This is a genomic window from Paenarthrobacter sp. AT5, assembly GCF_032764245.1.
GTDB classification, from domain to species: Bacteria; Actinomycetota; Actinomycetes; order Actinomycetales; family Micrococcaceae; genus Arthrobacter; species Arthrobacter ureafaciens.
The window spans coordinates 2,512,908-2,534,336 of record NZ_CP136441.1; the positions used below are offsets into that span (position 1 = coordinate 2,512,908).

The 21,429-nt window shown below is 59.7% G+C and carries 13 protein-coding genes and 1 pseudogene; 10 read left to right on the top strand and 4 right to left on the bottom strand.

All coding sequences use genetic code 11. The features are described from left to right. Nucleotides 1-3 precede the first annotated feature (3 nt). The 4 genes from brxC to brxL are packed head-to-tail and all read left to right on the top strand — an operon-like array spanning nt 4 to nt 11,632. Nucleotides 4-3,489 (top strand): BREX system P-loop protein BrxC, encoded by a 3,486-nt coding sequence (brxC, locus tag RI444_RS11585; RefSeq protein ID WP_316963793.1) that lies wholly within the window; start codon nt 4-6, stop codon nt 3,487-3,489. Continuing rightward, on the top strand, nt 3,489-6,986 hold the full coding sequence (pglX, locus tag RI444_RS11590) for a BREX-1 system adenine-specific DNA-methyltransferase PglX (protein WP_316963794.1): 3,498 nt from the start codon (nt 3,489-3,491) through the stop codon (nt 6,984-6,986). Before brxC ends, pglX begins: the two co-directional genes overlap by 1 nt. Beyond that, nucleotides 6,979-9,474, top strand: a complete 2,496-nt coding sequence (gene pglZ, locus RI444_RS11595) for a BREX-1 system phosphatase PglZ type A (protein ID WP_316963795.1) — start codon at nt 6,979-6,981, stop codon at nt 9,472-9,474. Before pglX ends, pglZ begins: the two co-directional genes overlap by 8 nt. Nucleotides 9,475-9,487: 13 nt before the next feature. After that, the gene (gene brxL / locus RI444_RS11600; protein ID WP_316963796.1) at nt 9,488-11,632 is read left to right on the top strand and encodes a BREX system Lon protease-like protein BrxL; all 2,145 of its coding nucleotides are present in this window, start codon (nt 9,488-9,490) and stop codon (nt 11,630-11,632) included. A gap of 35 nt (nt 11,633-11,667) precedes the next feature. On the opposite strand, the gene RI444_RS11605 is transcribed toward brxL, so the two are convergent. Next, a complete protein-coding gene (locus RI444_RS11605) occupies nt 11,668-12,447 on the bottom strand; it encodes a DUF5677 domain-containing protein (protein WP_316963797.1) in 780 nt (259 codons plus the stop codon). Nucleotides 12,448-12,756: 309 nt separating this feature from the next. Here RI444_RS11605 and RI444_RS11610 point away from each other — a divergent pair, with 309 nt between their 5' ends. The 3 genes from RI444_RS11610 (at nt 12,757) to RI444_RS11620 (ending at nt 14,404) form a co-directional block, all read left to right on the top strand. Then, nucleotides 12,757-13,689: a GIY-YIG nuclease family protein gene (locus tag RI444_RS11610; protein WP_316963798.1), complete on the top strand. Its 933-nt coding sequence runs from the start codon at nt 12,757-12,759 to the stop codon at nt 13,687-13,689. 7 nt (nt 13,690-13,696) lie between these two features. Next, nucleotides 13,697-13,990 carry a hypothetical protein gene (locus tag RI444_RS11615; RefSeq protein ID WP_316963799.1) on the top strand — a complete coding sequence of 98 codons (294 nt, stop codon included), beginning with the start codon at nt 13,697-13,699 and terminating at the stop codon, nt 13,988-13,990. 84 nt (nt 13,991-14,074) lie between these two features. After that, complete coding sequence (locus RI444_RS11620; protein WP_316963800.1) at nt 14,075-14,404, top strand: hypothetical protein; 330 nt, start codon at nt 14,075-14,077, stop codon at nt 14,402-14,404. On the opposite strand, the gene RI444_RS11625 is transcribed toward RI444_RS11620, so the two are convergent. Beyond that, nucleotides 14,401-16,293 carry a DUF262 domain-containing protein gene (locus tag RI444_RS11625; RefSeq protein WP_316963801.1) on the bottom strand — a complete coding sequence of 631 codons (1,893 nt, stop codon included), beginning with the start codon at nt 16,291-16,293 and terminating at the stop codon, nt 14,401-14,403. The two genes, RI444_RS11620 and RI444_RS11625, sit on opposite strands and share 4 nt — an antisense overlap. 746 nt (nt 16,294-17,039) lie before the next feature. On the opposite strand from RI444_RS11625, the gene RI444_RS11630 reads away from it, so the two are divergent. After that, entirely contained in the window at nt 17,040-17,210 is a 171-nt protein-coding gene (locus RI444_RS11630) for a hypothetical protein (protein WP_316963802.1), read from the top strand. 63 nt (nt 17,211-17,273) lie between these two features. Here RI444_RS11630 and RI444_RS11635 read toward each other — a convergent pair whose 3' ends face one another. Both RI444_RS11635 and RI444_RS11640 read right to left on the bottom strand, forming a co-directional pair. Beyond that, a complete protein-coding gene (locus RI444_RS11635; protein ID WP_316963803.1) occupies nt 17,274-18,569 on the bottom strand; it encodes a hypothetical protein in 1,296 nt (431 codons plus the stop codon). Nucleotides 18,570-18,763: 194 nt separating this feature from the next. Then, on the bottom strand, nt 18,764-20,479 hold the full coding sequence (locus RI444_RS11640; RefSeq protein WP_316963804.1) for a recombinase family protein: 1,716 nt from the start codon (nt 20,477-20,479) through the stop codon (nt 18,764-18,766). Between the two features lie 48 nt (nt 20,480-20,527). Between RI444_RS11640 and RI444_RS11645 the strand changes: the two are divergent. Both RI444_RS11645 and RI444_RS11650 read left to right on the top strand, forming a co-directional pair. Next, a pseudogene (locus tag RI444_RS11645) lies at nt 20,528-20,953 on the top strand (TrmH family RNA methyltransferase); the annotation flags it as partial. A gap of 135 nt (nt 20,954-21,088) precedes the next feature. Continuing rightward, a complete protein-coding gene (locus tag RI444_RS11650; protein WP_009358283.1) occupies nt 21,089-21,346 on the top strand; it encodes a type B 50S ribosomal protein L31 in 258 nt (85 codons plus the stop codon). Nucleotides 21,347-21,429 lie beyond the last annotated feature (83 nt).

A 21,429-nucleotide genomic window follows, 5' to 3' on the forward strand; every position in this document is an offset into this window, starting at 1 on the left:
TCGATGAATCTGCATGCGATCTTCGCCAAGGACGTTCAGCGCCCGATAGAGGGTGTCATCAAGGCTGACGACACCGCGCATTTGGGCACCGAGGTCGATGAGTACGTCTTGACCAACGAGGCGGCCAAGGGTCTGGAACTGCTGCTTGAGGCCTATACGAACTACACCAACGCCAACGGCGTGTGGATCTCGGGCTTCTTCGGTTCCGGTAAGTCGCACTTGCTGAAGTTGCTTGCACACCTCCTCGGTGACGTGGACGGTCAGGACTTCCCGCGGGAGCGCGTCTCCGAGAGCTTTCGCTCCAAAGCGCAGGATGCGTTCCTCCCTGCACTGCTGACCAAGGCTGAGAGGATCCCGGCGAAGAGCCTGCTGTTCAACATCGACCAGAAGGCTACCCTCATTACGAAGGATCAGACCGACGCCTTGCTGAAGGTGTTCGTCAAGGTCTTCGACGAGAGCCGCGGCTACTACGGCAGCCAAGGGCACGTCGCCCGGTTCGAGCGCGATCTGGACAACCGCGGCCAGTATGAGGCCTTCAAGGACGCATACGCCCGTATCTCCGGGCGCAGCTGGACGCAGGGACGTGAAGAGGGCGTGCTCGAAGAGGTAAACGTGGCCAAGGCGTATGCCGAGGTCAGCGGCCAAGCCGAGGGCACGCCCACTAACATCCTCACCAAATACCGCAACGAGTATTCAGTCTCCATCGAGGACTTCGCTGACGAGGTGATGGCGTGGCTGGACAAGCAGGAAGACGACTTCCGGCTGAACTTCTACGTTGATGAAGTCGGCCAGTTCATCGGGACGAACACGCACCTGATGCTCAACCTCCAGACCATCGCCGAGTCGCTGAACACGAAATGCCAGGGCCGCGCGTGGGTGATCGTGACTTCCCAAGAGGACATGGACAAGGTCGTCGGTGACCGCACGAAGCAGCAAGGCAACGACTTCTCCAAGATCCAGGCCCGGTTCGCCACCCGCGTGAAGCTCACCAGCGCCGACGTGGAAGAGGTCATCCGCAAGCGACTGCTCGAGAAGAACGAGGCGGGCGAAACTGCGCTGAACTCGATCTATACCGAGCAGCACGCCAACTTCAAGACCCTGTTCGATTTCGTGGATGGCGCGAAGACATACCGCAACTACACCGACGAGGCACACTTTGTCGGCACGTACCCGTTCGTCAGCTACCAGTTCCCGCTGTTCCAGGCGGCGATCGAAGGCATCTCCGATCACAATGTGTTCGAGGGCCGCAACAGCTCGGTCGGTGAACGCTCGATGCTCGGGGTCGTCCAGCAGGTCGCCAAGGACATCGGCGACGTAGAAGTCGGCAGGCTGGCGACCTTCGACCACATGTTCGCGGGCATCCGCGCTTCGCTGAAGTCGGCCGCGCAGCGTTCGATCGACGTTGCCGAGCGCAACCTGGACAACGAACTGGCAGTGCGGCTGCTCAAGGCGCTGTTCCTCGTGAAGTACGTCGAAGGCTTCCACGCCACCCCACGCAACCTGACCGTGCTGGTTTACGACCGTTTCGGACTTGACCTGCCCGCCCTGGCCAAGCAGGTGCAGGAGGCACTGACCCTGCTGGAGACGCAGACTTACGTGCAACGCAACGGCAACCTCTACGAGTACCTGACCAACGAAGAGCAGGTCATCGAGGAGGAGATAAAGAACGTCGACATCGATGCTTCGGATGTCAGCAGCCGGCTCTTCAAGATCATCTCCGGTGACGTTGTCCGCACGAGCAAGCTGCGGTATGCCAAGAACGGACAGGATTTCGCCTTCGGGTACAAGCTTGACGATCAGGTGTACGGGCCCCAACGCGAACTGACCATGCACTTCATTACGCCGGAGTACCCGTTCGGCCCCGAAGAGACCCGGATGCACAGCGCGGGCAAAGACGAGCTGCGCGTCATCCTGGAGCCCGATGATCGAGCCCTTTCGGACCTGCGCCTGCTGATCAAGACGGAGAAGTACACCAAGCGCAAGCAGACGACCTCGCTGTCCGCAATCGAGGACCAGATTCTGCGCGCAAAGGCGACGCAGAACGTCGAACGCGAGAAAGAACTCATCGAGCGCATCCGCCGGGCAGTTGGCAAGGCGGACCTCGTGATCAATGCCGCCAGCGTGACCTCCTCCTCGCCGGACGCCATCACGCGCGTCACCGATGGCTTCCAGGACCTCATCAGCCGCACATACACCCTGCTCAGCCTGCTCGGCGGTGTTGCGTACAGTGAGCAGCAAGTCGCTGTGTTCGCCAACCCCAACCAGTCGGACATGTTCGACGATCCATCGCTGTCCATGCTGGCGGTTCCAGGCGACGAGTTGCTTTCGTTCCTGCTGCAGCGCGACCGGCTCGGTGAGCAGATAACAGTCAAGACGATCGTGGATGCATTCCAGGCCAAGCCCTACGGATGGGATCTCGCCTCGATAGAGGTCATCATCGCCTGGCTCGTTGGAAACTCGAAGATCACGGTCACCGTCGATGGAAACGTCCTGAAGCGGACCGAGGTAGCTGCCATTCTGCGCAATACGCAGAAGCACTCGCATTCCGTCGTCGCCCCGCAGAAGCTCTTTGACGAGCGCAAGGTCGCGACCTTCCGCAAGTTCTGCACCGACTTCTTCGACGAGCCCACCCCACCAAAAGACCCGCTGGAGCTGGCTCGGCACGGCAGCGAAAAGCTCGGGGCAAAGCTCGACGAGCTCAGGGCGCTGGTGAGCGGATCGAAGTACCCGTTCGTGGAGCAGCTGGCTGCCCCCATAGCCCTCCTCGAACAAGTCGCAGGCAAACCCGATGAGTGGTACCTGGCTGATTTCAGTCTTGACGACGAACTGCTCGACGCCAAAGAGAACGTCATCGACCCGATCCAGTCGTTCCTGGGCGGCGGCCAGAAGGTCATCTACGACGAGGCCGTTGTTCTGCTCGCCTCGAACACGAACAACCTTGGATACCTGCCCTCGGGAAGCGACGCCGACGTCAGGCGACTCCTGGACGACCCGAACGCGTTCCGGGGCAACCGCATGACCCAACTCAAACAGGCCGCGGACGCCCTTTGCGTGAAAGTCGAGGAAACGCTCGCCGCCCACCGCGCCACGGTCATCCAAGACATCGAGGGACGCAAGTCCGAGATACTCGGCAGCGCCTATTACGGCAATGCCACGGAGGAAACGCAGCTGAGGGTCACTCGTACAATCGACCAGATTATCGCCCGCTTAGGCAGTGAGCAGCAGATCGCGCTCGTCCGCGAGCAGGGTAATGGCTTTGAGGAGCGGACGTATCCCGAGCTGCTCGACCAACTCGCGTCCTCTGCCCGGACGACGGGCGGTACAGACAGCCCGGAGCCCACACCAAAGCAGACCGTCTCGGTCAAGAGGATCACCGTGCCCGGAGTCCACGGTGTGCTCGAGAACGTGGATGATGTCGACCGCTACCTCGACGCGCTCCGTGGTGCGCTGCTGAACACGCTTAACGACGGAAAGAGAATCGCGCTCTGATGGAAACCGCACCGCTGAAATCATTTGCCACATGGGCTCGCACTGCACTAATCCGCGAGGTGTCAGCCCGCATCTCCGTCGTTCTGGCATCAGAAGAGCTGCGCCAGGAACAGCCCAACGCCGTCGCTGCCCTGGAGAAGGCCGTCAACGCTGCTGGCGGCAGCGACAAGGGTCGCGACACAGTCGCGGACAAAGTCGCCTACACCTGGTTCAACCGCATCATCGCGCTGCGGTTCATGGACGCCAAGGCCTACACCGGCATCGGTGTCGTCTCGCCCGAACGAGGCCGCGAAGGAGGGCAGCCAGAGGTTCTCGCAGAAGCCAAGCGGGGGAACATCGACAGTACGGTGGTTACGAACAAGCGCACGGCAGAAACCGTCACTAGTTTGCTCAACGGCATGCGCCGCAGTGATAACCCGCAGGGCGAGGCGTACGCACTTCTGCTTGCGGAATACTGTCGCCATTGGAACCGCTCTATGCCGTTCATGTTCGAACGGGAAGGCGACTACACCGAACTGCTCATCCCAGCGAACCTGCTGGCTGATGACTCTGTCCTGGCCCGCGCCGTCGAAGTGCTCACTGAGGAAGTCTGCCAGGACGTCGAGGTCATCGGCTGGCTCTACCAGTTCTACATCTCGGAGCGGAAGGACGAAGTCTTTGCCGGGTTCAAGAAAAACAAGAAGGCCGGCCGTGACGAGATCCCGGCCGCTACCCAGCTCTTCACCCCGCACTGGATCGTCCGCTATCTAGTCGAGAACTCGCTTGGACGCCTGTGGATGCTCAACCGCCCGAATTCGGGGCTGGTCCACCAAATGGACTACTACGTTGCCCCGGTCGGCGATGAAGCCGACTTCCTCAACGTCCGTGGCCCGGAAGAGCTCAAGGTCATTGACCCAGCCTGTGGGTCTGGGCACATGCTCACTTACGCTTTCGACCTGCTCTATGCCATCTATGAGGAGGAGGGCTATGCCCCGTCCGATATTCCGGGCCTGATCCTTGGAAACAACCTCTACGGCACCGAGATTGATCCGCGTGCAGGTGCTTTAGCAGCGTTCGCACTGAGTATGAAGGCGCGGGAGCGTCAGAGAACGTTCCTGAATCCGGGCAAGGGTGCTGTTCCGAACATTTGTGTGCTGGAACCGGTGCGCTTCAGCCAGGATGAGCTGGGAACGCTACTGACTCGTGGCGGGGACAAAGCAGCAGAGGAAAAATTCTGGCAGGCGTATGACCATGCGGACACGTTTGGCTCGTTGATCTGCCCGGACCAAGATCTCACCGGACCCCTCGCCCATCATTTGGAGTCCTTGGGGGAGGCAGATACCTTGTTCTTCGGTGATCTCCTGGCCCGTGCCCGGACGGTCATCCGACAGTCTGAGTATTTGTCCACCCGTTATCACGTGGTCGTCGCTAACCCGCCTTACATGGGCAACAGGAACGCTACGCCCAAACTTTCCGACTTCGCCAAGCAGGAGTATCCTGCGTCGAAATCTGATCTCTTCGCAATGTTCATTGAACGCAGCCTGCTTCTCGCACTGCGAAACGGAAGCGTGGCCATGATAACCATGCAGTCCTGGATGTTCCTGTCATCATTTGCGCTGCTTAGAAATAATCTATTGAGTGACTGCGCAATCATTTCGATGGCCCACTTGGGTACCGGGGCGTTCGATACAGTAGGCGGTGAGGTCGTTGGCGCTTCTGCTTTCGTGCTTCATAACGATAAAGGCACTAATCTACGAGGGGTATATTTCCGCGTCATAGGCGGACGCGGGGAAAAGGCGAAGTCAGAACTGGTCCTGGCTGGAATCAAAGATCCCACTCTTGATCACCGTTTTGAGCGTGTATTCAGAGACTTCTCTCTCCTTCCAGGGACCCCTATCGCATACTGGCTACGCGAAAGCGAGTTCGAGCTGTTTGGCTCCGCCAAACCCTTGGGCGGCGTCGCCGAGCCACGTAAGGGGATGGATACGGGCTGGAACGATCGATTTTTGCGACTGTGGCATGAGGTATCGTTCGATGGTCTCCGGCTGGACAAGTCTGATGTTGAGAGAAAATGGGTTCCCTATAACAAGGGAGGAGGGGTCAGGCGCTGGTACGGCTACCGAGACTATGTCATTAACTGGCAGAAAGATGGAAAAGACATAAAGGCTCGTCTGGACCAAGAAGCCCGAAAACCGACGATCCGGAATGAAAAGGACTTCTTCCGGGAGGGATTCACCTATTCCACAGTAGCCTCAAGCTTTTCGGCGCGATGGTCTCCGGATAACGCCATTTTTGACAACGGAGGATGCACAGTATTTGCAAACCACGGCCTCAATGCTGTGGGGAGCTATCTAAACAGTCGTGTTGCCCGGCGATATTTTGCATTCCTCGCACCGACCCTAAACTATCAACCAGGGGACGTTGCTCGGCTTCCACTGGCTCCAGGATTGTTTACTGCCCCTCTTAATACGCAGCTTTGTATCGACATAGCCAAAGAGGATTGGGACTCATACGAGTCATCATGGGATTTCCAGCGGAGTCCCCTCCTCAACGCTGAGCCGCAAGAGTACCTGAGTGAGGCAGTCAAGCGCTTCCAATCTCGGCGACTAGATCTCGTTTCCAGGCTCAAAGAACTTGAAAGCCGTGACGAGGTGACACTTGGCGCGCTTTATGGGGCAGACGATCATATAAGCGCAGATAGCAGTGATGGTTCAGTGACTTTGTTCGCGGACCCAACCTATCGCTTTGGAAATGTTGAAGACTCAGAGCTGAGCAAGCTGCAACTAGCCACGGATATGTCGGAGTTGATCTCTTTTGCGGTTGGTTGCATGTTTGGTCGTTTCAGCCTCGATGCGCCCGGCCTGGTGTTGGCTAACCAGGGCGACACATTGGAGAGATATCTGGCGGAGGTGCCGGTGCCGTCATTCGTGCCCGATAAGGACAATGTTTTGCCGGTCCTGACAGGCTCCTGGTTCGAAGATGACATAGTTGAGCGGTTCCGGGCGTTCCTGAAGGCCGCGTTCGGTGACGAGCATTTGGACGAAAACCTTCGTTTCGTTGAGGAGGCGTTGGGTAAGGACATACGGAAGTACTTTGTACAGGATTTCTACAAAGATCATGTCCAGCGCTATAGGAAGCGTCCGATTTACTGGCTGTTCTCCAGCTCCAAAGGGTCCTTCAACGCACTGATCTACATGCACCGGTACACTCCCTCTACGGTGTCGACTGTGTTGAACGAGTACCTTCGCGAGTTCAAGGCGAAACTGGATGCCAGTCGCCAGCACCAAGAGCGCCTTGCGGCAGGGGCCGGTACGCCGCGGCAGCAGGCTGCCGCGCTGAAAGAAGTTGACCGTCTGCGCAAGGTGCTGCTCGAACTCGATGAGTACGAGCATGACGTGCTGTACCCGCTGGCGTCCCAGCAGGTACAGATCGACCTCGACGACGGTGTGAAGGCAAACTACCTGAAGCTAGGTGTCGCCTTGAAGAAGATCCCCGGACTAGAGGCCAGCGATGAGTGAGACATCCGCCGTCAGGCCCCACTTGGAGCGTCGCTTTGAGACGCAGCGTGTGGTGTTCTGGCACGACCCCGAGGGTGAGTACGCCGCTGACCTCGATACGCTCGGCCTGGAAGGCGTGCAGACTGTGCGCGTCATCAATAACGAGTATGCGGTAAAGAATCGGCTGCTGCACCAGGAGCCCAAGTCGAAGTTCCTTGTCTATCGCTCGGGTCCTATTCCGACGGGGATCGGAAATTGGCTGCTGGACCTGGAGCTGGCCTACGGAGTGTTCACAGCAGACCGAACCTCGCTGGTGCAGCAGGAACTCGGGCTCACCGCCGACGATATTGGCGAAGTCGTGCTGACGCATGAGAGCTTCTTTCGCGTGGCCAAGCGCATCCAAGGCCTGAAGAAGCTGCTGGACGCCGACGATGACGCCCGGCTGCTGCAAGCCAAGATGTCAGCGATTCTGCTCGGTCAAAGCGAGCACAGCCTTCTGGAGATCACACGCACTCTGCTGATCGAGAACGCCGGCGGTGCAGACGCCAAGTACGGTGCCCTTGCCGAGCACGGCCTCGACGAGTTCTACTGGCAAGGCGTGACGTCGATCTACGGCTACAAGTCGCCGAGCCCGAGCATCGCCGACTTCGTTCTGTGGGTGTTCCGGCACGCCAACGCCGGATTCAAGTCCGAACAACCCGGCGGCTTGCGCAACATCCAGCTCGACTTCGGGAGCCTTCGATACGACCGGCGCAGCCAGGAGGCATTGACGACGCTCGCAAAGCGTGCAGCGCGAGATCTGGACTTTGCCAGCACCATCGAGGACGCAAGCTTCCGCGACCTGCTGGGCAACGACCTTTTCGAGGAGACTGACCGTAAGATCATCAGTGATCTGGCACGTGCGGTCGCTGAGCGAACGGTCACAGGCCGCGACGTTGCAGAGGTGATCCGCAGCCGTCAGAGCAGCATCTGGGTCGAGGGGTACCGGAAGCTGTACACAGCGATCGGCTGCGCCTCGGAACTCCTGACCGCTCTTAGCGCTCTCAACCTGTCGATGCAGTCGCTCGATGAGGGATTGGAGCGATACCGCGGTGAATGGTTCCGCATCGATCAGCTCTACCGGCAGTTCACCTATGCTGCCCGTACAGCCGAGTTTTCCGGTCCGCTGGAGACCCTGCGCATTCAAGTGGAGAAGTTCTACGCCAACAAGTTTCTTTACGAGCTCGGTAACGCCTGGCAACAGCAGGTCGATGGCATCGAGCAGTGGCGTTCCACCATCCTCCGACCGCAAACCTCTTTCTACACCGACCACGTAGCGCCCATCACGAGGGATGGCCGACGCAAGGCCGTCGTCATCATCTCGGACGCCCTGCGCTATGAGATCGCTGACGAACTTGGTTCGCGCATCCGCCAGGAAGACCGCTACGACGCTGACCTGAAAGCCATGCTCGGCGTGCTGCCCAGCTACACCCAGCTTGGGATGGCGGCACTGCTGCCACACAGCACGATCGGACACTCCAAGGACGGCGATCCCGTCCTGGCCGACGGTCAGCGCACAGACGGCACCGTAAACCGCAGCAAGCTCCTCGACGCCGTTGACGGGAAAGCGATTCAGGCCGAGAACGTCTTCTCCCTGACCCGGGACGAGCTGCGGGAGCTGTACCAGCAACATCAGGTGCTGTACGTCTATCACAACCGCATCGACGCGACGGGTGACAAGGCCGGCACCGAACGTCAGGTCTTTGAGGCCGCCGAGGACACGCTTCGCGAACTGGTCGATCTCGTCAAGCGATTGACCAACGCGAACGCGACGAACATCCTCATCACGGCGGACCACGGCTTCTTGTTCCAGGACACGGCACTCGAGGACGCCTTCTATCTATCGACGCTGCCGCAAGGCGACGACATCAAGGTGATCAACCGCCGTTACGTCCTCGGTCACGGCTTGAAGGAAGTCGCCGCGTTCAAGACTTTCACGTCAGCCCAACTCGGCCTCGAGGGAGACCTGGATGTGCAGATACCAAAGTCGATTCATCGGCTGCGGCTGCCAGGCGCAGGCTCGCGATTCGTCCACGGCGGTGCGGCCCTGCAGGAGATCGTCGTCCCGGTGCTGGCGATCAACAAGAAGCGCAAGAGCGACGTGCGAACGGTCAACGTCAAGATCATGCCCGAGTCGGACAAGATCACGACAGGCCAGCTGGTCATCAAGTTGTTTCAGGCTGAGCCGGTGAGCGAGAAGGTTCGCCCCCTTGTGCTGCGCGCAGGGCTGTATGTCGGCGAGATCCTCATATCGAACCATCTCTCGCTCACGTTCGACCAAGACTCGACAGACCAGCGTGACCGCTATCAGAACGCGCACATGCTACTCAGCCAAGACGCAAACGACTACAACAACCGCCCGGTCGAGTTCCGGCTTGAAGAACTTATCCCGGGCACCAACCAGTGGCGGGTGTACGCCAAGGCGATCTACACGCTCAAGCGATCGTTCGCCTCGGACTTCGACTTCTAAGGAGAGTGCAGCCATGAGCGAAGTAAGCGAGGTCAGTCAAGAGACACCCGATAGGGCCAACGTACCGGCAGACGCCACTCCGGTGCAGAGCGAACTGGATCGAAAGATCAACAGGCTCTTCCCCGGCGTGGTTGTACGCAAGGACCTGGTGAAGGCGGTCAAGGGCAACGCCATCGTGCCCTCCTACGTACTGGAGTACTTGCTCGGCCAGTACGCGGCATCCGACGACGAAGCCACCATCCAGGCAGGCATCGACACGGTGCGCAAGATCCTCGCTGAACACTATGTGAACCGGAACGAGTCCGAGCTCGTGAAGTCCACGATTCGAGAGCGGGGGCGGCATCGCATCATCGATAAGGTGACGGTCGCGCTCAACGAGAAGGATGACGTCTACCAGGCCGAGTTCGCCAACCTCGGCATCAAGGGCGTACTCGTCGAATCGGCGACGATAAAGGCCCACCCGAAGCTGCTCGTCGGCGGTGTGTGGTGCATCTGCGATATCGAGTACTTCCACAGCGATGACGCCCGCATGGTCCCGTGGATACTGGGATCGATCAAACCCATCCAGTTGTCTAAGTTCGACTTCGAGGCCTATCTCGCGGCGCGACGCGAGTTCACGACCGATCAGTGGATAGACCTGCTCGTGCAGTCAATAGGGTTCAATCCCGAACTGTTTGGACGCCGCGCCAAGCTCATCCAGCTCGTGCGGCTCATCCCGTTTGTCGAGCGCAACTACAACCTTGTTGAACTCGGACCCAAAGGGACCGGTAAGTCGCACATCTTCTCGGAGTTCTCGCCCCACGGCATGCTCATCTCCGGTGGCGAAGTCACCGTTCCAAAGCTGTTCGTCAATAACTCCAACGGCCGCATAGGGCTGGTCGGCTATTGGGATGTCGTCGCGTTCGACGAGTTCGCGGGTAAGAAGAAGCGCACCGACAAGGCGCTCGTGGACATCATGAAGAACTACATGGCGAACAAGTCGTTCTCCCGAGGTGTCGAGACGCTTGGAGCAGAGGCTTCAATGGTGTTCGTCGGCAACACCTCGCATACCGTCCCCTACATGCTCAAGCATTCGGACTTGTTCGACGAGCTTCCCGAGAGCTACCACGACTCGGCCTACCTCGACCGCCTGCATCACTACATCCCAGGCTGGGAAGTCGACACCATCCGCGGCGAGATGTTCTCCAACGGGTACGGGTTCGTTGTCGACTACATCGCCGAGGTGCTCAAGTCGATGCGTTCGGCGGACTACTCCGACCGCTACCAGTCGCACTTCACTCTCTCATCAGACATCTCGACGCGAGACCGCGACGGCATCCACAAGACCTTCTCCGGGCTGATGAAAATCCTTTACCCGCATGGGGAAGCGACACGCGAAGAGATCGAAGAGATCCTGCAGTTCGCCATCGAGGGTCGCAAGCGCGTCAAAGACCAGATCCTCCGCATCGACTCAACGATGGCAAACGTAAAGTTTGGCTATCTCGACAAAGCCGGTACATGGCATTCAGTCTCAACGCTTGAAGAGGATGAGTACCCGGCGTACTACTACCGTGAGCGCCGCGTAAGCACGGACGCGGAGGAGGCAACGGGCGATTTAACTGGGCACACCGCGACGTCTGCGGAAGACGGTCAACCAATTGCGCCCGAGCCTGTCACCGTAAAACCGCTGTTTGAGGGCCACCAGGAGTTCCAGGAGAACCAGCGTGGAGTCTCCTTCGAGACTCTCTTGGTCCCGTACCTGCGCGGAGCCACGCAGATCACCATAACTGACCCTTACATCCGCCAGTTCCACCAGGCCCGTAATCTCATGGAAGTCATCGAGTGCATCGCAGCCACCAAGGACGCGGCCGACGAAGTGAGTGTCCGGCTCGTTACTTCTGAGAACACCGAGGGACAAGACAAGCTCCGCAAGCAGTACGAACTATTGCTGAAGGTCAAGCAGGGAGCCTCTGTCGCCGGCATCAACGTCGACATCGTCTTCGACGGAGCTATCCATGATCGGTCCATACTCACCGACACCGGATGGAGGATCCTGCTCGGCCGCGGGTTGGACATCTTTCAGTACATCACGGGCGACGCCTTCGAACTTGCCACCAAGCTTCAGGAATACCGCCAAGTCAAGGCTTTTGGCATAACTTACATCCGAGACGACGCGTGAGCGCATCTCGTTACTAATGTGTCCGGCAGACTTACTCAGGCTCGGTGGCTGAGTTTTTGCGCGGTTCCCAATTGCGTTACGCGATCCCGGATGTCAGCAAGCGGTTCCGTCAACTGGTCTGCCATGCCGGCCAGATGCACGAAGGCCTCGGTGCCTAGCAGCATCAAGCTTGGCAGCATCGCACGGAAGCGATCATGCGGAGTTGGCTCCATATGAAGATGCAGTCCGGGCTCATCGGGGTCGAACTCGACATAGGCTTCTGAACTGGTCAGCGTTGCGTGCGATTCTTGGGTGTCCGTAAGCCAGATTTGGAAAAGAATCTGGTAATCGGGGATGTCGTTCATCAAGGACTTGAGGTCTTTGAAGGAGACGCTGTCCGATCCGGGATCCGCTTCGGACTTGAGTAATTCGATGATATCCAGCGCCCCATCGGGTAGAGGGGTGCCGGCCTCCGCCGCAAGTGTGATGTTGCCCAAGCTATGTTTGCGCTTGTTCAATGCTGCTTCGACGAATCTGCAGGTGTCGACGGTGGTGGCCCAGTGGAGCCTAATGACGTGTTCAACGATGGAGCGTCGGAGCGGAGCACACTCGACGCCGAATCCGCGGTGTTCTAATAACCTGATGGCCTCGGCAGTACGTAGGGTTCGCATAAGCCACCCCCACGCGATGCCGACGGCACGGACCGCGGCCTCGTCATCTCGGTTCCATTCACCAAGCGGAGTCGGCGGCAGCGCCGGTAACTTTTCGATCAGTGTTCTGAAGTCCGCCAGGATTTTGTCTTCTTCGCCGTCGCCCGGGCTCTTCGTGGTCGTCATGCTTCAAGACTGACGCCCGATTTGGCCAGCCGCAATTCACGACAGCGAGGGAACCCCACAAGGTCTTGAGCAAAGCGCGGCAGCCTCCGAAGCGCTGCCGGCACCACTGGGACGAGTTGCCGGTCGTCGTGGCATAGAGATGAAGCTGTGCGAGCCGTGGTCCGGACACACTAAATTATGTGGATGCCAATCCCGTCAGCTCTGCTCGGCTCGGCCAGGCAGTCGCCGCCGCATACCTGTCCCATCCGGACACGCCAAGCGACGGGCCACTAAAGCTGCCGCGCCCGGCTCGTGACGTAAGGTGTTGCAGTGTCTGATTTTGCTCTCGACTTAGCTGCGGAGACGACAGTTTCGCTGGTGCCGGCTTCGCGCGCTTCCCTCACTCTCGGCCATGTGCTGACCGGCATGGGTGCGGACCGTGACCCGGCGGTCCGGCTGGACGATGTTTTGCTGATCCGCCATGCCTTCAGGCCCGGCGACCCCACCGCGCTGCGTGGCCCCGAAGATCTGACCGAGGAACGGGTCATTGCCTACACAAGGGAGCAGGGTCTCTCACCCAGGCAATTCCCCGCCGACCCTTCCCAATACTGGGTGATCCTGATCGCCGACGGTAAGCGCCGCTCGCGGCTGTGGGGCACCTTGGAGAACCACGGAGAGCTGGCCGCAGAGCGCACTGAGGTGAACCGTTTCTTCGACCTGCGCATGTCGGGTTTCCTTGCGCCCCTTAATGACCGGCTCGTGATCGAATGGGACAGCCCGCGGAACTGGCACCGGCGTGCCTCCAGCGCCGCGAACCTGCCGGTATTGGAGATAGCCGACCGGGACAAGGTTCCCTTCCCTGGGTTCGACGGCGTACTGCTTAATTACCACGAGCTCCGCGACATGGTGGAGAACCCCCGCTATGCCGATTGGCGGGCTGCCTTGAAGGAAGTACAGGGCATTTACCTCATCACTGACTCCACCAACGGCAAGCAATACGTTGGAAAGGCTGATGGTGCTGAGCGCATTCTCGGACGGTGGACGAGCTACGCGCGCGACGGTCACGGCGGGAACGTCGCGCTGCGCGAGCTTGCCTACGACAGCGCAGCCGGCGAAACGACAAAGACAGACCACGCCCGGCATTTTGTCTTCAGCCTTCTTCGCGTGTTCGGACCCAGCACACCCTCCACAGAGGTGGATTCAGCAGAGTCTCACTACAAAGACGCACTGATGACACGACAATTCGGCCTCAACAGAAACTGATCGACCGATGACACCACGTCCACGCCGCGCCTGGCAGGCGGCAGCAAAAGCCAAGCAAGAGTCCAAGGAACTGGGCGAGCTGCACGCGATCGAACCAGCGTCCCGGCGCAGCGATGGCTCGCCCAAAGTGGGCCCCGGCCAGGTTTACGTGGTGAGCTCCGGCAAGGTCTATCACCCGGCCTGGTGCAACTCAGTGGGCAACGTCTGGGACGACAACCCCATACGGCTGCTGGTCGTCGAGGAGACCGGTGTTGGCGGCCGTCAGGCCTGCAAAGCCTGCGACGAACCCCTGCAGGCCTGACTTTGCATATTTAGCGGCTACGACTGAGTCAGGCCTCCGGCGGTCCTCTCCGTAAGAGACGGTCCGCCCGCATAGGATGATCCCATGTCTGAACCCGAGCCAATCACGATCCGGAACAGTCTGCCGAACATCCTCGCAAATGAGGCGTACGGCCCGGATTGGAAACGCACGCAGGATGTCATGGTGGTCATAACAGTAGGTGGTACTTCCACTCACCTGGCTATGAAGTCTGCACCCACCACGACGCTATGCGGTCAGAATTCCCGGTTCGTGGCCCGCGCCTGGTTTCTCCTCAGCGGCTGCATGAAGTGTTCAAAAGCTGGTCTCAAACAGGGCATCGCCACGATCACCGATACAGACGGCACACTCATCGACCTGGCGACCAACACCGAGATCAAGCTGCCGGAACACTAAGCTCTTGCCGCTTCGAAGGCAGCTTCCTGGATCTCCATTGAAGGACCGGGCCAGACCTGAGTGATTGCCTTGGTCAGGACTACAGAGCGCTCCTTGATGTCGTCTTCAGTCCAGAGATCGATGTGGCTCTGGATGATTTCTTTGTTGAGCACCAGAAGGCTGAAGGCGTCGAGCAGCGTTCGCTTACCCTTGCCGGACTCACCACCGTCGATGAGTCCCGTGGCGTCGCTGTCTGTCCACGGACGGTTGGATAGCGAACCATTGAGTGACTTGGTCACGAGCGTGAGATTGCCGATCGTGTTTACGACCCGGTCACGGACAGCTGCCTCTTCGGGAGTGAGTCTTGGCGGCGGGTCCCAGTGGGTTCGCCAACCTTGCGGCATGACGTGCTCGATTTCCAATCCCCATGGAAGCTCGACTGCTTCGTACTTCGTGCTTTGGTTGCGAAGTTGTTGCTCTACAGCACGGAGGACTACCTGGAGCCGCCACTGGCGGATGTTCCCGTAGAGCTTCACATCAGGGAGTGTCGTGAGCATCTCTTGATCGGAAGGCCAGTAACGGGTCTCCGCGGTCTGCTCCGAAAGAAACTTCTCTATGGCGTTTCCGGCTTCGCGAGCATCAACGCTCCCGAGCGACTTCAAGGTGGCGACCATGAAGCGGTTTACATCCTTGGAGGTCTTCCGCAGGAGTGTGCGGCGGATAACCCAACTTTCGATGGCGTCCAGTGCTGTCCGCACCTGGTCGCGGGGAACCGAGTGGTTCTCGGAGAGGAGCCAGAGGAAGAGGGGGGTGGTGGCCGCCAGCTCCATCGTTTCGATAACCCGGGAGCGGAACCGTCCTTCGGGCGTCGCTACGTCGAGTTCGCTGAGGCCCCTGTAGGTGTCGGCATCCTTCCGCAGTTCCGTCAGCAAGGCTTCCGCGTTGGCGGGAGTGGACAGTCGCGACCCTGCGTAGTCTGCGAAAACTCTGAACACCAACTCCGCTTTGACTTCTTCCTGTAAGCGCATCGTGAGCCAGTACTGCAGAAAGATGTCTACGCGGGACCGAATCTGACGGCCTTGGGAGATTTCAGCCCGCCACCATACGGTATCGAAGTCGGCCCAGTGCGTCCTGGACCACTTGTCCACGTCAGCACCAATCTGTTCGCCCTTGCGGAAGACCCAGTTCTTGATGAGGTCCGCTTTCAGCAGAGGTGTGCCCCGGTCGTTCAGCGTTTCGAAGATCAGCTGTGAGTCTTCATGTCCTGACAAGTCGATGGCGACGACGACCAATCGATGTTCAAGCGTCGAGCATAATTCCTTGGCGCGGAGCTCTTCTGTTCCGGGTGGGACGATCCCTTCCTCATCCGGTGTTCCTATCAGCCACTGTTCTATTTCACGCCGGAAAAAGTCGTGGGCCTCGATGACTCGATGCTCCTCGACCCGCGGTTCCTCTGGATCCATGGCATGGGCAAAGGCGCTTCGGTCCGCCTGGGATGGCCAGAGTTTGAAGCGCTCGATGCGGCCTTTGAATGTCAACGCCTTGTTCAGGATGAGCTCCTCGAGCTGATCCGCTTCTGTCTGGTGTCCGCGCTCGGCGATGATTTCATGGGCGGCATCAAGCAAGAGCTGAAGCGTCGTCATGCGTTGTTGGCCGTCGATGACCTCATGCCGTGTCACATCGCCGGCAGACGGCGGCTTTGACTCGTAAACGACCGCACCCAGGAAGTGATTCGGAATTGGGGGCTTACTCCCGTCAAGAAGATAGCTCTCGGTGACCCGGACTACGTCGTCCCACAGTGGGGCCCATTGGCTCTCCTCATCCCAGACATAGGGGCGCTGAAACGCGGGAATCTCAAAATGGCGACGACCCTCGAACAGATCTCGCGGGCTCCGAGGATGAGTATCCACTGCATGCACCTTTCGACTGGATGTCCTCCGGCACACGCTATCGGTCAACGTGGCACGACAGCCACAAATCCAGCACTGTTGCCTTTCGAGTCGCCGTTAAGCTCTCTCGCCGCGTCATGCTGGATCCGCCTGCGCAATAAGACTAGTCGCGGTACAAGCTGACGAAATCGGCCGATTACGACGTCGCACGAGGCGCTGGCCCAAAAATCCTGTTCTGCGCCGAGCAGGACCGGGTCAGAATCCTCCGCACCGGATCTGGTCGTGTCGAGCGGCTGCGCGGGCGGATCGGCGTCGCCGGGGAGCCAATCGCCTGCCCGGCATGCGCCACCTGGTCGTGGCTTGATGTGATAGGCACCAACAGCGGGTGGTCGCACGGTTCCGTCCGGGCCCTGGGACACCGCCACGACGAAGTAGGCTCCGAGCACCGGCACCTGCGGCCGGATCCCAATCCGGACTGGCACCTCTTCATCGGCATGCTGCCAGCCGTGGACCGCTGGAGATGGATCGATGCCTACCGCTCCATGCATCCATCCTCGCTGTCGGCAGTCATCAGTTCCGCGGCACTGCTGCTCGACGGTCCGGAGCCCGCACCTGGGCCGGGGCCTGCTGCGGCTGCGATGCAGGCCAGCCCCGGCGGCAGATGTCACATGAGGAGGAAGAGCAGATCCTCAAGCGCGCCGACGAACTCACCGCGCGCGTCGAGGCAATCCTTCGCGAGTTCGATACCGGCCGATAAAGTCGTGTGTATGGGATTCAACTGGGAGCAGGTCCTCGGGACCAAGGGTGCAGGCCTCTCCGACACCTACGACGAAAGCGCCTCGGACGCGCTGTACCAGGACCACCCGAGCGCGGCTCCGCCGGCAGGTCCGGAGGACCCGGGCGATGAGGTCGTCCGCCTGCCGTTCGACGAGAGCTGAGTCTCCAGGAATCCGTGGACACGAGGCGGGGGCGAGCGCTTCAGGCTCGCCACACCCCCACTGTCAAACGGAAGTCTCCGCAGACCGAGGCGACGAGAGCATAGCGCAAAATCGGGAGGCGATCTGCGTGTCCTTGCTCGGTCGACGACCAAGCCACCAGTTCCACACAACGCTAGACGCTGTTGTGACCACTCCGGCCCCCACGCCAATGAGCCCTTGGCCCACGATCGTACTTGTGGCTGCCATGGCCACGCCGACGGCGGCAGGTACGACCGACCCTTTGGCGCGTTCCTTGAGCGAAGTCTGGGATGTGGCCTTGGAAAGCGACCTTGCCGCCTCGGCCATCGAGTCTTCGAACTCACCGAGGGCGTGCTGCTGGTCGTTACCGGATCCGACATTCGACTTATACCGGTCCAGGCCCTTGCGCAGCACGTCCCGGAACGATGAGAACCCCTCACCTCCCCGAATCGCAATGGCATCTTCGATCGTCAGTCCGGCCGGGTTGAGGTTCGGAATCGCCCCCACCCGGAGCGTCTCGAAGTGGCGCATGACCCGCTGCTGGTACTCCGTCTCAGTTCGGTCTGGAATCAGCGTTGCCATCTCGTCGGCAAGGATCAATGTGAGCAGCTTGCGGGGCAGATATCCGCTTATCGATAGATCACATGCGCTATCGGCCGCGCAAACCGAGAGCTGCCAGGAAACTTCGATCATGGCCGCGGCCACGCGCGTCACCATCTCAACTGCCTCGTCCACTGAGCGGCAGACCGGTAGCCCGAGCTGGAACCTCACGTTGAGAAGTTCGTTCGCCTGCTGGATGAAGTAGTGAGGATCCAGTTCCTCTGCTGCAGCGGACATCTCAATGAAGTTGCGGAACACCTGCATCGTGGGATCGACCCCGAAGTGAGCGAGCACAGCGGACCTGCTCGGATCATCAAGAGCAGGACGATGCGGCGTGAACCTGACGACGTCTGCGTCGACCAGCCGCTCGATGCGCCCGATTGAACGCAGGACCCGGTTCGCATGCGCTACGGCGGCCCGTTCCTGGTTCGTTTTACGAAGTCGTTCGATGTCACTAATTGGGTCAGCGATAACTACGCCATGGAAGGCCAGGAGCAGGGTGAGTGTCCGCGGAGTGATCGTGCTCTCTGCATCACGGCCGAAAAGCGACTCACCCGCGAAGTCATGGTGACTGATCAAAGGCCATACGTCGGTGGAGCTGCGGACGTTTGTTTCCGCCCGGAGAGTTGTACTTCCTCCGCTCAGCAAGCGATCCACGTCGGCAAGGCCCCATTCCGGTCCTGCCGCCACTGCAGAGACCGGTGTTCCATATATCTCTCGCACCACATCGACAAACGACATCCAGTGATCCTCCGTTTCGAGCTGCAGGCACTCAGCATAAAGGACGACCAATGGCCCGACTCGGCTAATACGTCGGTTGCCGGAGCGCATCGTTCAATTCGGGATCGATGGGAAGGGTCGAAACAATGGAAGGATGGCCTGAACGGAACTACTCCTTCACACCCAACGAAATGGGGGCGATGGCGCGTACTGCCTCACTGCCTTGAGGCATCTACAGCCGGCAGCCCGGAGGAAGGAGACTCACCGGAGCCGTTAAACTTGTCCTGACCGGGAAGCCGCTGCCCGTCGTCAGCCACCAGGCGAAGACGGTTCATCGGTTTCGGGTCTTCATCCCAGACACCGACGACCTGCACGCGGTCCTCTCCCGGCGAATACCGGTTTCCCCGCCCGTTGAGTGACCTGTGGACATAAACCTTCTGAATGAGCCTGCGGAGCACGCCGTTCATCATCGTGACCTCGCCGTGGTGCCAGGCAGCAAGGGCTGCGCCAAAGGCCGCGACGTTCGGAATCTCGGCACCAGCGGAATCTGTGTCGATTTCTTCACGACGAGCCACAAGGTCATCAATCTGCGCCTTGAAGTCCGCACGGCGCTGGTCGATCTCGTCGCGTTCATCCCGATCAACAGCATGGGCTTTCATGTCCAGGTACTTCGTGCGCAGATCCTTCAGCGATTCAATTTGGCTGTTGATTGTTTTGACGTCAGCCTGGGCACGCTCCGCCTGGCGCTCCCGCTCGATCGCCGAGTCGTATTCACCTTCCCCGCGGGCCAACCGCTCCAGCCAACTGAAGACAGCGTCCTCGACATATGACTGCCGCATGACCACCGGTGCCGGGCAGTACGAAGCCACGTTCTTGTTGTGCCGGGTATAGCTGCACCTGAACTGGCGGTATGGCTCGGGACTACTGTGCTTTTCCCATAGAGTAATGAGTTTGCGCCCACACGAACCACAGTGCGCAAGGCCCGAAAGCCGGTGCGCAGCAGCGACTTCGCGTGGGGCACGCACCTCGGCACGACACAGCACATACCTGTCCCACAATTGCTTGTCGATGATTGCAGGCTGTTTACCCTCGCTGAACTTGCAGGCATTCGGGTTCGTTGTCTTCGGACTACCACCCGAGACACGAGGCACTGCCGTGCGGTCAACGAGAAGCCCTGCGGCGAAACCCGAATCCATGATCTTCCGCAGACTTCCAAAAGTCATGGGCTTGCCGGTGTTGCCCAAGATTCCGTTGTCCCGCATATCCCCAACGATGCTCATTAGCGAGCGGCCGGCGACGAACTGTTCATACGCGGTGCGCAGCCAGGGACCCTGGACCGGATGAACGGAGAACGCCAGTGAAGGATCGTCATCACGGCCGATCTCATTCTTGATGTAGCCCCAGCGAACCTTGCCGCTGCCGGGCAGGCCGCGCCCTACACGGTATTCGTGAATGTTCCTCCAGGTCTCACCGATCTGATCAGACTGCAGTTGTGCAATCGCCAGCATCTGGGTCAGTGAGAACCGGCCCATCGGCGTCTCGATGTCGTCCAGGTTCTCGGTAGCCGAGGCGATGAACCCTCCGGCCTCCTGCAGCGCCGCGACATTGAGCATCGAGTCGATCACGTTGCGTCCCCACCGTGAAACCTTCCAGACGACGATGCCCTCCGCTTCGCCGCGGCGCACCCTCTCAATGCTGTGCTGGATCTGGCGCTTCGTCATTTCGCGCCCGGACTTGTCCAGGTCGGTAACGGGCTCCCCGACGATACTCAGCCCCTCGCGCTCGGCCCACTTGCGGCAGACGTCTTCCTGAACGTCATCCGAAATCAGGCTCTCCTGCCGGTTGCCCACCTTGGAGACCCGTATGTAGACCAGGACCCGGTCGCCGCGCTTCCACTGCTTGTAGTGGCCATTGCTGCGCCGCCGAACCATTCCACACTCCCCGTACCGTTCCTGGCTGCTGACCCTTGTACTTTACAACACCACACCAACGTGGGTGCCATCTTCCGTTCGGCGGCGGCCCTTGGGGTCGACGCCGTCCTTGTCTCGCCACGATGCGGCGACCCGCTGTACCGCAGGAGCGTGCGGGTCAGCATGGGTACCGTGTTCCAGGTTCCGTGGTCCCGCCTGGAAAGTTGGCCGGGGGACCTGGAACTGCTGAAGGAGCAGGGCTTTACGGTGGCAGCGATGGAACTGACCGATGATGCGCTGGACCTGGACGAGGTGGCGGCCCGCAACATCCCCAAGCTCGCCTTGGTGCTCGGCACCGAAGGTGCCGGCATGAGCCCGGAGACACTCGCCGCCGTCGACATTGCCGTCAAGATACCCATGCGGGCGGGAGTCGATTCCCTCAACGTGGCTGCCGCCTCGGCGGTCGCCTTCTGGGAGCTGCGGCCCCGGAACTGATGCCCGTTCGTGGCGGTCCCGACTTTCGGGTATGATTGCTTGTTGGTCCGGACGTTGAATTAGTTCCTTCTTCGGACCGCCTCCATTCATACCTGGCAACTGGCAAAATCCAGCTGCGCGAACAAAGGTCCAATTATGAAGTCTGATATCCACCCGAAGTACGAAGCTGTTGTTTTCAACGACCTGGCTTCCGGCGTCAAGTTCCTGACCAAGTCCACCGTTTCTTCCTCGAAGACCATCGAGTGGGAAGACGGCAACACCTACCCGGTCATCGACGTCGAAATCTCCTCGGAGTCCCACCCGTTCTACACGGGCAAGCAGCGCATCATGGACTCCGCTGGCCGTGTCGAGCGCTTCAACGCTCGCTTCAAGGGCTTCGGCGGCAAGAAGTAACCCACTTCACCCCAAGTCTTTTCAAAGGCCCGCATTGCCGTTACACGGCAATGCGGGCCTTTGCCTTTTCCGGCAAGATGGAC